The 12,496-nt window shown below is 70.8% G+C and carries 13 protein-coding genes and 1 tRNA gene; 8 read left to right on the top strand and 6 right to left on the bottom strand.

The genetic code is table 11. The features are described from left to right. Positions 1-14: 14 nt before the first annotated feature. The gene (locus JOD46_RS01125; RefSeq protein WP_204390999.1) at positions 15-1,676 is read right to left on the bottom strand and encodes a SulP family inorganic anion transporter; all 1,662 of its coding nucleotides are present in this window, start codon (positions 1,674-1,676) and stop codon (positions 15-17) included. Positions 1,677-1,844: 168 nt separating this feature from the next. Here JOD46_RS01125 and JOD46_RS01120 point away from each other — a divergent pair, with 168 nt between their 5' ends. Next, a complete protein-coding gene (locus tag JOD46_RS01120) occupies positions 1,845-3,761 on the top strand; it encodes an alkyl/aryl-sulfatase (RefSeq protein ID WP_204390998.1) in 1,917 nt (638 codons plus the stop codon). Between the two features lie 105 nt (positions 3,762-3,866). Here the strand turns inward: JOD46_RS01120 and JOD46_RS01115 are convergent, their stop codons facing one another. Beyond that, complete coding sequence (locus JOD46_RS01115) at positions 3,867-4,073, bottom strand: cold-shock protein (RefSeq protein ID WP_204390997.1); 207 nt, start codon at positions 4,071-4,073, stop codon at positions 3,867-3,869. A gap of 517 nt (positions 4,074-4,590) precedes the next feature. After that, complete coding sequence (locus JOD46_RS01110; RefSeq protein WP_204390996.1) at positions 4,591-5,655, bottom strand: alpha/beta hydrolase family protein; 1,065 nt, start codon at positions 5,653-5,655, stop codon at positions 4,591-4,593. Between the two features lie 105 nt (positions 5,656-5,760). On the opposite strand from JOD46_RS01110, the gene JOD46_RS01105 reads away from it, so the two are divergent. Next, positions 5,761-6,342, top strand: coding sequence for a TetR/AcrR family transcriptional regulator (locus tag JOD46_RS01105; RefSeq protein WP_204390995.1), 582 nt, complete (start codon positions 5,761-5,763; stop codon positions 6,340-6,342). 58 nt (positions 6,343-6,400) lie between these two features. Beyond that, the gene (locus JOD46_RS01100) at positions 6,401-7,495 is read left to right on the top strand and encodes a hypothetical protein (protein ID WP_204390993.1); all 1,095 of its coding nucleotides are present in this window, start codon (positions 6,401-6,403) and stop codon (positions 7,493-7,495) included. 49 nt (positions 7,496-7,544) lie between these two features. On the opposite strand, the gene JOD46_RS01095 is transcribed toward JOD46_RS01100, so the two are convergent. Further along, positions 7,545-7,961, bottom strand: a complete 417-nt coding sequence (locus JOD46_RS01095; protein ID WP_204390991.1) for a winged helix-turn-helix transcriptional regulator — start codon at positions 7,959-7,961, stop codon at positions 7,545-7,547. 116 nt (positions 7,962-8,077) lie between these two features. Between JOD46_RS01095 and JOD46_RS01090 the strand changes: the two genes are divergently transcribed. Next, positions 8,078-8,479, top strand: coding sequence for a RidA family protein (locus JOD46_RS01090; protein ID WP_204390989.1), 402 nt, complete (start codon positions 8,078-8,080; stop codon positions 8,477-8,479). Between the two features lie 59 nt (positions 8,480-8,538). On the opposite strand, the gene JOD46_RS01085 is transcribed toward JOD46_RS01090, so the two are convergent. Beyond that, a complete protein-coding gene (locus tag JOD46_RS01085) occupies positions 8,539-9,222 on the bottom strand; it encodes a hypothetical protein (protein ID WP_204390988.1) in 684 nt (227 codons plus the stop codon). A 226-nt stretch (positions 9,223-9,448) separates the two neighbouring features. Here JOD46_RS01085 and JOD46_RS01080 point away from each other — a divergent pair, with 226 nt between their 5' ends. From JOD46_RS01080 to JOD46_RS01070, 3 genes are all read left to right on the top strand, one after another. After that, positions 9,449-9,802, top strand: a complete 354-nt coding sequence (locus JOD46_RS01080; RefSeq protein WP_204390987.1) for a YciI family protein — start codon at positions 9,449-9,451, stop codon at positions 9,800-9,802. A gap of 173 nt (positions 9,803-9,975) precedes the next feature. Next, complete coding sequence (locus JOD46_RS01075; RefSeq protein ID WP_204390986.1) at positions 9,976-10,326, top strand: YciI family protein; 351 nt, start codon at positions 9,976-9,978, stop codon at positions 10,324-10,326. Between the two features lie 14 nt (positions 10,327-10,340). Then, positions 10,341-11,600, top strand: coding sequence for an RNA polymerase sigma factor (locus JOD46_RS01070; RefSeq protein ID WP_204390985.1), 1,260 nt, complete (start codon positions 10,341-10,343; stop codon positions 11,598-11,600). Between the two features lie 140 nt (positions 11,601-11,740). On the opposite strand, the gene JOD46_RS01065 is transcribed toward JOD46_RS01070, so the two are convergent. Continuing rightward, positions 11,741-11,814: transfer RNA gene (locus JOD46_RS01065), tRNA-Gly, on the bottom strand. Between the two features lie 70 nt (positions 11,815-11,884). On the opposite strand from JOD46_RS01065, the gene dcd reads away from it, so the two are divergent. Next, on the top strand, positions 11,885-12,490 hold the full coding sequence (dcd, locus tag JOD46_RS01060) for a dCTP deaminase (protein ID WP_204390984.1): 606 nt from the start codon (positions 11,885-11,887) through the stop codon (positions 12,488-12,490). Positions 12,491-12,496: the final 6 nt, after the last annotated feature.

Genomic DNA, 12,496 nt, shown 5'->3' with positions numbered 1-12,496 from the left:
AACGAATCTCGCGATCAGTCGGCGGAAGGCCCGGCCAGTGCGGCGATCGCCGCCCGATTCGTCTCATAGACCGCTCGGTCACCGAGCAGTCCGAGCCCGACGAGCCGCGCACGGGCACCCGGCCGCACCCGACTGAAGCCGAGGTCGATGCGCTCCCGCGTGAGCCACGCGAGGACGGCCTCGAAGGACTCGGCGCCCGTGACGTCGATGTCGGTGACCGCTTCCATGTCGACCACGACGTGTCGCACGGGGCCGTGGCCCGCGGCATCCGCGTTGCGCACCGCGCGCTTGACCGCGTCGGCGAACACCGAGCTGTTCGCGAAGAAGAGCGGGGCGGCCAGGCGGATCACGACCACGCCGGGCGCGGTGACGGCGCCCGACGGCGCCTCCTCGAGCAGCGACTCGGTCGGTTCGCCCGTCGATTCGAGCACGTCGATCGCCGGGTTCGCGGCGCGCTTCGCGAGATTGACGAGGGCGAGCACGAACGACACGAGGATGCCCGGGATCGCGCCGACGAAGAGCGTCACCAGGAAGCAGGTCGCGCCGACGAGGAACTCGAAGCGATCGACCCGCCACAATGCGATGAACTCCCGGATGCCGAGCAACGGGAGGATCGCGACGGCGACGATCGCGCCGATCGCGGGCGACGGGATGTCGGCCAGCAGGGCCGTGCCGAACAGGAGCAGCAGGAGCGTCCCGGCGGCGAGGACGAGCGAGGGCAGTTGCGTGCGCGAGCCCGCCTGATCCATCGCGGCGGTACGCGACGTCGACGAGCCGACCGCGAAGCTCGCGCTCGCGCCGGCCGCGAGGTTCCCGAGGCCGAAGGCGAGCAGGTCCCGGTTCGGGTTCGTCGGATAGCCGCGCTTCTCGCCGTACGCGCGCGAGACGAGCAGGCCCTCACCGGTCGCCACGAGCGTGAGCGCCATGGCCGACGGGACGAGCACGAGCCACATCGACCAGTCGATGACGGGCCACGTGAGGACCGGCGGGCCGGCGGGAACCTCGCCCAGCACGGCGACGCCGGCGTCGCCCAGGTCGGCGATCGCGACGATCACCGTGGCGAGCACGAGGACCACGAGTGCCCACGGTACTGCGGAGAGGACGCGGCGGCCGACGAGGAGGATCGCCACCGAGACGGCGGAGATCGCGAGCGAGATCAGGCTGGCGCTGCCCAGCCCGGTCACCAGGCCGACGACCTTGTCGACGAACTCGCCGCCGGAGTCGATCGAGATCCCGAGCATCTTCGCCACCTGGCTCACCAGGATGTCGAGGGCGAGGCCCCCGACGAAGCCCACGAGGATCGGCTTGGAGAGGAAGTTCGCGAGGAAGCCGAGCCGGAACGCGGCGAGCGCGAGGAACATGACGCCGCACAGGATCGCCTGCGCCATCGCCAGCGACGCGTAGTCCGCACTGCCGGCGACCGCGAGCCCGCCGATCGACGAGGCCACGAGCGCGGCGGCGGCGGCATCCGGTGACGCCACCACCTGCCGGCTCGAGACGACGAGCGCGTACACCACCGTCGGAAGGATGAGCGCGTAGAGGCCGGCCGTCGGCGGAAGGCCCGCGATCTGCGCGTAGCCGATGTTCAGGGGGATGGCGATGGCGAGCAGCGTGACGCCGGCGGTGAGCTCGCGGACCAGGTTCCGGCGACTCAGCCCTGCCAGCGGCTTCTGCATGGCCCCCTCCCGCGATCGAATCTATCGACGCGTCGAACGGAAGGGAATGCCGTACGTCCCCCGAGCTCGATCGGCCGGCGCCGTCCCGGCACGTGCGGTGCGGCGACCGCCTCGCTATCGTGAGCGCTGGGGGGCCGGCATCCCGCACGGCCGGAACAGGGGACGGGAATGGCAGTGGGGGAAGCGTCGGGACCGAAGCCGGCGACCGAGCACACGAGGGCGGCGAACCGGGCGGCGCGGGAGGGACTGCCGCTCTCCGATCGCCGTGACTACGAAGATGCGGCGAGGGGCTTCATCGGCACGCTCGACGACCCGGTGATCCGCGCAGCCGATGGCAGGCCGGTGGTCGACATCTCGTCGCACGCGTTTGTCGGGGAGTCGGAGGAGGCGCCTGACACGGTGCACCCGAGCCTCTGGCGCCACGCCCAGGTGAACGATCACCACGGCCTCTTCGAGGTCATGGACGGCGTGTACCAGGTTCGCGGTCTCGACCTTGCGAACATCACGTTCATCGAGGGCGAAACGGGCGTGATCGTGATCGATCCGCTCTCCTTCGTGGAGACGGCGGCCGCCGCGCTCGAGCTCTACCGGCGCCACCGAGGCGACCGGGCCGTGTGCGCGGTCATCTACACCCACAGCCACCCCGACCACTACGGCGGATCGCGGGCGGTCGTGGAGGGAGCCGGCGATATCCCGGTCATCGCGCCGGAGGGCATGCTCTTCGAAGCGGCGGCCGAGAACGTGTACGCCGGCACCGCCATGACCCGACGCGCCCTCTACATGTACGGGCCGATGCTGCAGCCCGGACCGCAGGGCCATATCGACGCGGGTCTCGCGAACGCGCTGGCGAACGGCGGCGGCTCGACCCTCGTGCCGCCGACCGACCTCATCACGCGGACGGGTGAGACTCGCACGATCGACGGCGTCGAGATGGTGTTCCAGATGGCGCCGGGCACCGAAGCGCCCGCCGAGTTCCTGGTCCACTTCCCGCAGCGGCGCCTGCTCTGCGCGGCGGAGGACGTGAACCACCTGATGCACAACCTCTACACGCTGCGCGGGGCCCAGGTGCGCGACGCCGCGACGTGGTGGAAGACGCTGAACGAGACCATCCGGTTGTTCGGCGACCAGACCGACGTGATCGTGGCGCAGCACGGCTGGCCGCGCTGGGGCACTGAGGACGTGCGCGAGTACATCCGCGACCAGCGCGACCTGTACAAGTTCATCCACGACGAGACGCTCCGCCTCGCGAACCTCGGCGGCACGATGACCGAGATCGCCGAGCAGCTGCGCCTGCCGGCGGGCCTCGACCGGCAGTGGTACAGCCACGGCTACTACGGCTCGCTGAACCACAACGCGAAGGCGGTCTACCAGCGGTACCTCGGATGGTACGACTCGCACCCCGCGCACCTGCACGCCCTGCCGCCCACCGAGTCCGGCCGGCGGTACGTCGAGTACATGGGCGGCGCGGAAGCGGTCATCGAGAAGGCGCAGGCCGCCTTCGACGCCGGCGACTACCGGTGGGTCGCCGAGGTGCTCACGCACGTGGTGTTCGCCGACCCCGGCAACACGGCCGCTGCCGAGCTGCAGGCCGACGCGCTCGAGCAGCTCGGCTACCAGGCGGAGAACGCCACGTGGCGCAACGAGTACCTCATGGCCGCGGTCGAGCTCCGGCACGGCGTCCGCGATCTGGGCAGCATCCAGCTGGCCACGCCCGACGTGTTCGCCGCGATGACCACCGAGATGATCCTCGACTTCGCGGGCATCAAGCTGAACGCCGAGCGGGCCGGGGACCTCGCTGCCACGGTGGCCTGGACCGTCGAGGACGCCGCGGACGGGCCGCTCGACTACCTGCTGGAGATCCGCAACGGTGTGCTCGTGTACACCGCCGGGGCGCGGCATCCCGAACCGGATGCCACAGCCAGGTCGACGAAGGCCGCGCTCGCCGAGGCGCTGTTCGGGGGCCGGGCGCTCGATGAGCTCGTTGCCGCATCCGACGTCTCGATCGACGGCGACGCCGACGCGGTGGCGCGGATCTTCGGCCTGCTCGACGACTTCCCGTTGTGGTTCGAGATCATCCGCCCGTGAGCGCGACGCCGCCGAGCGCACACGCCGCGAGGGGCAGGCCCGTGCGGACCTGCCCCTCGCCTGCCACGGGCCCTTGGCCTCGTGAGCGCGCCGCTCGCCGGTGAGCTACGCGAGGATGCGGATGTTCTCGGCCTGCAGTCCCTTGGCGCCGCGGGCCGTGTCGAACTCGACCTTCTGGTTCTCATCGAGCGACCGGAAGCCGCCCGATGCGATCGCGCTGAAGTGCGCGAACACGTCCGCGCTCCCGTCGTCGGGAGCGATGAAGCCGAAGCCCTTGTCGGCGTTGAACCACTTGACGGTTCCGATTGCCATATTCATTTCCTTCTGTAGAGCCGCGCCGCCCGAAGCGACTGCGACGTGCACGACCTCAGGTCGCGCGTTGCTCCGCCGACGACGTCCGTCGACGGAAGTTCTGTGTGCCCATGCGGGCGAGCCCGCGTGCGGCTGTGGTCGGCCGGTGGATGCCGGAGCCGACGAGCGGCATGGAGCACGCACTGGTGCCGCCGGGGGCGAGGATGCGCACGCCGGGAACGATGTGTCGAACCGATGCGCGGAGGAGTGGAGGGGGCGCACGTCCAAGCTGGTCGTCGACTTCCCAGCCGGAGATCGCGGGCGAACGCCCGCTGCAGATGATCCGACGCTACGCCAGCCACATGGGAGGCGACTGGGAGACGTCACGGCGTCTGCACGTCGCCGACCGCCGCGGCTCCGCGCGCGTTCTCCCACCTTCCCGCCCCCGAGTCAATCCTCGGGCGGTGATTCGTCGAGATCCGAGCGGGCGCTCAGACTCGTTGGGGTGGGGCGGACTCCGGGGGAGATCCGCCTCGACTCAGCCGGTGGGTCGGGCTTCGGCCTTCAGGGGGACGAGCTGCGTCCCGACCCGCCGTCCACCTCGTAGGCGGACGGCCGGCGAGGGGGACGACCCGCGTCTTTTGCTGTCGATGCGCCCGAGCACCCCGCCATCGCCTGCGAACGCGTCGCGCGCGCGGTCCCACGCGCTGGCGTCGCCCGTGGCGGCCGAACGCAGGTACGCGGCGGTGAGACGGGCGAGGACGGCGACGCGCTCGGGGTTCTCGTCGGTGGTCTCGGCGGCTTCGTGGTTGGGGATGCCGCCCAAGGAGTGCTCGGCGCCGAACAGGGTCAGCAGCTCGGTGGCGCCGGGGCTCCGGTGGTAGGCGTCGGTGAACCAGTCCGGGCCGCGGCTGGACATCTTCGACTGGTCGCGATCGCCCGCGACGACCAGGGTCGGGGCGCTCAGCTGACCGAACGAGGGGTTCATGAACGGGAAGTTCTCCTTCGCGAAGGGGTGCAGCTCGTCCCCTCCGACCCCGGTCGCGGCCAACAGCACGCCCGCCGACACCCGCCCGTCACGGTAGTCCGCGCCCAGCGAACCGTCCGCCTCCACGATGCGGGCGCCGAGGAGCATCTGCACCGTCTGGGCGCCCCACGAGTGGCCCGCGGCGAGGACCGTGGTCCGGTCCACCCGGCCGGCGAGACCCGGCACGGCGCCCTCGACCGTGTCGAGCTGGTCGAGGATGCGGAGCAGGTCGTCGTACCGGCGGAGCCAGATCGTCGCGAACCGCTCGTCGTCGAACCCGATGCCGTGACGGCGGGAGTCCAGGTGGGTCGGCTGGACGACGACGAAACCCTGCGACGCCCAGTACGCCGTCAACGGGGCGTACCCGTCCAAGGACCACCCGTTGCCGTGCGAGAACAGGAGGACCGGGAGGTTGCTCCCCGAAACGGGCGCGGACACGCGCACCTCGAGCGGGATGACGCGATCCGGAGCAGCCAGGACGACTGGGGCGACCGAGACGACGGGCCGGGCGGGGCCGAGGACGTCGCCGAGGGAAGCGACGGGCACGGAGCCGGCGATGCTGGCGGATGCGGACATGGGGGACCACTTTCTCGAATGGGGCAGGCTCCGGCATAATGAAACGGAGCGACGCTCCGGAACTATACGGAGCATTGCTCCGGATAGCAACTGGAGGATTCATCCGTGATCGCCGCCGACCCCGCCCGCGAGAAGCGCCGGGACGCCGTACGAAACCAGGAACAGCTCCTCGATGCGGCCGCGGCGGTGTTCGTGGAGCTCGGCGTCCACGCGCCGGTTCGGGTCGTGGCCGAACGCGCCGGCGTGGGCATGGGGACCCTGTACCGCCACTTCCCCACGCGCGCCGACCTGGTCGTCGCGGTGTACCGGCACCAGGTGGACGCCGCGGCCGAAGCCGGATCGGTCCTTCTGCGCGAGAGCTCCAGCCCCCCAGATGCGCTCCACGCCTGGGTGGACGTCTTCGTCGACTTCCTCGTCACCAAACACGGGCTGGCCGACGTCCTCAACGGCGACGCCGAGGGCTTCGCCGTGCTGCACCGCTACTTCGTCGACCGCCTCGTCCCCGTCTGCGCCCAGCTCCTGGATGCCGCCGCCCCCCAGGGGACGTCGCTCACGGCGTACTCGCTCCTGCGGGGCATCGGCAACCTCTGCATCGGCGGCCCGACCCCGGAGTACGACCCCGCTCGAGTCGCGCATGCGCTCGCCGACGGCGCCCTCCTGCCGCCGCGGGGTGCGAGCGCGGCCTGAGCGAGGAGGCCGCTGCCGCGGCGTCTCCGTGATCCGACCCGAACCGAAGGGACCACCCGTGCGCCTCGCGAACGACGCAGCGACGATCCGGGCCGCGGCCGCCGGAATCTCGGGACTGCTCGTCCTGCTGCTCGCCGGCTGTGCCGGGACGCCGGAGCCGGTTCCGGACGACCGCCGCACCACCGCCGCACCCGCCGAGAGCCCGCCGAGCGAGACCCCGCCGAGCGAGAGCCCGACCGCGGGAGTGCACCCGCCGGAGCCCGGCTTTCCGGGCCTGGGCTGTGACACGCTGATCGATCCGGAAGCGGCCGGTGGACTCCTCGGAGCTCGGGTCGCCGCACCGCCGACGCACCTGCCCGATCCGGTGATCGTGCAGGACAACGGCATCGAGTGCACCTGGGCCTCGGCGAGCGTCGTCGACGGATTCGCCGTGCACCGTGACGCTCCAGCGGTCGTCCTCCGGGCGACGCCCCACGGGCCTGCCTACTGGCCGGCGTACGTCAGCGGCAGCGGCCACAACCAGTGGGATGACACGCTCGGCGATGCCTCGGGCGTCGTGTGCGAACCGGGCGTCCCGGTGGCCTGCACGCTCTCGGTCCTGTCGGGCGAGGTGTTCTTCGAGATCAGTGCGTTCGGCATCGAGTCGGCACCGGAGCAGGCGATCGCCGCGCTCCGCGAGCTGGGGGCCGCGGTGCTGCCGCAGCTCGCGGGGAGCGCGACACCTGTCGATCCGACTCGGCCCCAGGTGCGACACCGCACGGAACGGTGTTGGGCGCTGCTCGGGCGCACGGATGACGCGGCGGGCCCATCCGGCGCCGATGTCGCACCGGATCGGGTGCCGGGGCGGTCGATGACGAACACCGCCGTCGACCTGACGGGATCCACCGTGTGCGACCTCGACTTCGGGGACGACGATCGCATCCAGGTGCTCGTCGTTCCCGACGGCGGATGGATGCAGCCGGCCGACGACGCGATGATCGGAGGATCCGCCTCGGCGGAGAGGAACGGGGCGCTCCGCGTGCACTTCGACGACGGTTCCTCGATGGACACCCTCGTCGTGCGAGGCGACCTCGTCCAGGTCCGGTGGCGTGGCGCCGCGGAATCCGAGCGCGCACGAACGCTCGTCGACGGACTCCTCGCTCGACTCGGGTGAATCGCCGGATGTCCGGGACGGGGTGACCGGGTGACCAGGCGACCGGGCGCTACGAACGGGTCCTGAGGGTCGACGCGGCTGGTGCCTCGCTCGGTCCGGTCGAGTCGTCATGGTGCGCGTCGTAGCGATCGCGTGCGTCTTCCACGGCCGGCAGGGCGTCGACGGACCACGCCTGCAGCATCGCGATCGGCGCTTCGAGGGTGCGACCGAGCTCGGTGATGCGGTACTCCACGGCGACCGGCGAGGTGTCGATCACCCGGCGGTGGATCATGCCGTTGCGCTCGAGTCTCCGAAGCGCCTGCGACAGCGACTTCTGCGTGATGCCCTGGATCTCGGACTTCAGCCGGCTGAAGCGCTGTGGCCCGTCGCACAGCACGGCGAGGACCGAGATCGACCACTTGTCCAGCAGCTGGTCGAGCAGCTCGCGGCGGGCGCCGGACAGCTGAGCGAGTTCTCGTCGAGACATCCGCGGTATCCCCCTGTTCACCTGGTTGCGTTGAAGTATCCCAAAGATACCGAGTATCAAGGGGATACGCGAACCATGCCCGAGGTGCGTGGTCGCGCAGACAGGAAGGGGATCTCATGACGGTCACGCTCTCGAACCCGAAGGAACTCATCGCCACGGACGCGTATCACCACGTCGCCGTCGCCACTGGAACGCGTCACGTGCACGTCGCGGGGCAGGTCGGCTGGGACGCCGAGGGAACGCTCGGCGCCGCCGATCTCGCGGGCCAGGTGGCTCAGGCCTACCGCAATGTGGGCCACGCGCTGCGGAGCGTGGGCGCCTCGTTCGGCGATGTCGTGCGTCTCACGGTGTACGTCGTCGACTGGGATGTCGCGCAGTATCCCGCCTTCGCGGAGGGGGTGGCGCGGGTGGCCGACGAGATCGGGTTCACGGCGCCGCCCGCGACGCTGGTCGAGGTGGTGTCGCTGTTCGAGCCCGGCCTCCTCGTCGAGGTCGAGGCGACGGCGGTGCTGAGCTGAAGGTGGACATCGCTGGGAGCGCGGGAACCCGCGCTGTCTGCTCGGGACGCAGAAGCTCCTCAGTGCCGGGTCTCGTCGCGCATGGGCGCGAGGGCCTCGACCGCCTCGCGTGCGGTCGAGGTGCCGAGTGCCGACTCGACTCGACGGAACGGGATCGAGCACGCGAGGCACAGCACCACGACACATCCGGCCCCCAGTATCGCCACCCAGGCGCCCCGCGGCTGGTCGAGCCCCAGCCGGATGCCACCGACAGCGGGAACGGAGGCCGCGATGCCGGCGACGACGGCGAGGGCGAGCACACCGCACACCAGCCGGGCCCAGATCGGACCACGGCCGGACACCGCGAATCCGCCGGCCATCCCGGTCAGCGGGACGGCGACGGCGCCACCACCGAGGCCCATGGTGATGAGGGCCACGATCGCGTCGGGCATCGTCAGCGGCAGCACCATGAACGGGAGGGGGGCGAGGGCCAGCCAGCGCCAATGCCGACGGCCGCCGGTGCGGCGGACGTACTCGGCCAGCCCGAGCACTGCGCCCGTGATCGCCCCGGCGAGCAGGATCGCGACGAATGTGCCGTACCAGTCGAATCGCGACCCTCCACCCGCGATCTCGGACATGTACGCCCGGAAGGCGGCGGCCCAGACCACGCCGCAGACCGCGCCGACGAGGATCGAGGCGATCCCGGACGCGCGCGCGGGCGCCTCGGCTCTGGTTGGGCCGGATCCGGTCCTCGAGACATCCACGATGACACACCCCCGATCTCGATCGAGTGACGGCGGTCAGTCTACGGAGACGATGCCGAGCCTCCATCGGGGTATTCCCCGAGAGCGAGTGGAAGCAGGCCCCGTGACGTGCGGAACCCGTGACGGGAGTTTCGGGGCCTGGGTGTCGATTCGGCGGCCGCATGTTCGCTGTCACTGTGACGGAGCCGGACCGGCCGGCCCGCGACACAGTGCAGGAGGCACTTCCATGTCCCAGTTTGCGATTCTCATCTACGAAGACCCGGCGTTCTACGAGACCATGCCGCCCGAGGGGTGGGCCGCGGTGGTCGACGCGCACACCACGTTCACCACGCAGGTCTCCGAGCTGGGTGGGTCCCTCACGGGCGGCGGGGCGCTCGCGCCCGTGACGACCGCGACCACGATCAAGGGCGGCACGGTGACGGACGGCCCGTTCGTCCGGAGCACGGAGGCCCTCCTCGGCTACTACGTCGTCGAGGCGCGCGACCTCGACCATGCCGTCGAGATCGGCAAGCTGTGCCCGGCCACCGGCGGCGGCGTCGAGGTCCGCCCGATCGTGGACCCGTCGACGAACCCGTTCTGATCGCTCCCGGCGACGAGCCGACCGCGTCCGCCATGCAGGCGGACGCGGTCGCTTCGATGACGGCAACGGGTCACCGGGCCGAGAACCAAGATCTCCGAAGCGGTTCGTGTCGAATTCGGGCTTGCCCGTTCGCTGTGGGGATGAAACGGTTCCCATGACGGAAGGACACGACCGTGAAGTACGTCATCATGTTCACCACCACGCCCGAACTCGAGGCAGCGGCGTCGCCTGAGCTGGTCGAGCAGGCCTATCGCCGCACCTACGACTGGTTCGGCACGCACCGCGAGGTGATGACCGAGTCCGGCGCCCAGTTGCAGCCGGTCGCCACCGCGACGACGGTCAGCTCCGGCGGCGACGAGCCGGTCGTGGCCGACGGGCCGTTCTCGGAGGCGAGGGAGGTCATCGGCGGATTCCAGGTGATCGACGTGCCCGACCTCGACGCGGCGATCGCCATCGTCAAGACCTGGCCGCTGCTCGAGCTGCCCGGCGTTGCGGTCGAGATCCGCCCGATCGTCGTCTACTGACGCCGCCTCGAGCCGTGAACGGAACGGATGGCGCGGCGGCGCAGTCGGGTCGGGGCGACGCCGCGGCATCCGACCACCTCCTCGCGAGCGTGATCCGCGAGGAGTCCGCGCGGATCGTGGCGGCGCTCACCCGATGGCTCGGGAGCCTCGACCTTGCCGAGGAGTCGGTCGCCGAGGCGATCGAGGAGGCCGTGCGCGAGTGGCGTACGCGCGGGGTGCCGCCCAATCCCGGCGGATGGCTGACGCAGGCGGCCCGTCACAATGCCCTCGACCGCTTGCGGCGCGAGAAGCGGTACCGCGAGAAGCTGGCCCTGCTCGCCGATCCGGCCGAGGCCGCACCGCTCACCGGCACCGGCACCGGCGAGCCCGACGAACGACTGCCGCTGCTGTTCGGCTGCTGTCACCCAGCAATCTCCCCGGACGCGCAGCTCGCCCTGACGCTCCGCGCGATCTGCGGCCTCACGACCGCCCAGATCGCGCGAGCCACCCTGACCCCGGAATCGACGGTCGCGCAGCGGATCGTGCGGGCCAAGCGGAAGATCGGCGCGACCGGCATCCCCCTGCGGATCCCCGAGGGATCCGAGCGGGCCGCACGCCTGGATATCGTCCTGACCGTCGTCTCCGTGATGTACAACGAGGCGCACCTGGTCGCCGGCGGAGACGCGGCCGCGGACCGCGACCTCGCCGACGACGCCGTGTGGCTCGCGCGCGTCGTCGCACACGAACTGCCGCGCGAGGCGGAGGCGCAGGGACTGCTCGCACTGCTGCTGTTCCATCGAGCCCGCGAGGGCGCACGCGCCGTCGACGGAGAGCTCGTCCTGCTCGCCGATCAGGACCGGGCGCGGTGGGATCGCCGACTGATCGCCGAGGCACAGGCCGTGCTCGAGAAGGCGGCGAAGCTCCGACGCCCGGGGCGATGGCAGTTGCACGCGGCGATCGCCGCCTGCCACTCCGATACGCGCGACGGCGGCGACACCGACTGGCTCCAGGTGCTCACGCTCTACGACATGCTGCTGGCATACGACCGCTCGCCGGTCGTCCGGCTGAACCGCGCGGTGGCGCTCGCCGAGGTCGACGGGCCGCAAGCGGCACTGGACGAGGTGGATGCGCTCGGACGCGCCCTCACGGGATACCACCTCTGGCACGCCGTGCGCGCGCGGATGCTCCGGCTCCTCGGCCGTCGGGACGAGGCGATGGCCGAGGACCTGCGCGCCCTGGAACTCACGGCGAACGAGGCCGAGCGGCGCCTGCTGGAGGCGCGGGTCGATCGCTGAGGCGGGCTCTCGCCATCACCCGTGCTCAGGACCGGCGGTTGGGACGACGGCGGAAAGTCCGTCTGAGCGGGCAATTTGCGGAAGTTTTGAAGAGGCGCGTCACGTCGTGCAGAAAATGGTTCTGATCGGGGCATTTATCGTGGAGCCGATGACGGGAATCGAACCCGCGCTGTCTGCTTGGGAAGCAGAAGTTCTACCATTGAACTACATCGGCGTGCGCCATCCGAGGATGCGCGATGACCATCGTAGCAAGCCGGCGCGGCCCCCTCGGTAGGCTTGCCTCCGTGCTTCTCTCGGATCGCGACATCAGGGCCGAACTCGATCGCGAGCGCGTCAGGCTCGAGCCCTATGACCCGGCGATGATCCAGCCCTCGTCGATCGACGTGCGCCTCGACCGGTACTTCCGGCTGTTCGACAACCACAAGTACCCGTTCATCGATCCGGCCGAGCACCAGCCCGAGCTGACGCACCTGATCGACGTGCGGCCCGACGAGCCGTTCATCCTGCACCCGGGCGAGTTCGTGCTCGCGTCGACGTACGAGGCGGTCACGCTGCCCGACGACATCGCAGCGCGGCTCGAGGGCAAGAGCTCGTTGGGTCGGCTCGGCCTGCTGACGCACTCCACGGCGGGGTTCATCGATCCGGGCTTCACGGGCCACGTCACGCTCGAGCTCAGCAATGTCGCGACGCTGCCGATCAAGCTGTGGCCGGGCATGAAGATCGGGCAGCTGTGCTTCTTCCGGCTGTCGTCGCCGAGCGAGCGTCCGTACGGGTCGCCCGCGTACTCGTCGCGGTACCAGGGGCAGCGCGGACCGACGGCGTCGCGGTCGTACCAGAACTTCAGCCGGGCGGATGTCGGCGTGACCGACGCCGGTTCCGCGGGCGGCTGAGCGAAG

Source organism: Agromyces aurantiacus (assembly GCF_016907355.1).
Classification (GTDB): domain Bacteria; phylum Actinomycetota; class Actinomycetes; order Actinomycetales; family Microbacteriaceae; genus Agromyces; species Agromyces aurantiacus.
Note: the sequence above shows the minus strand (reverse complement) of the source record. Positions and strands in the feature narration are given on the sequence as shown.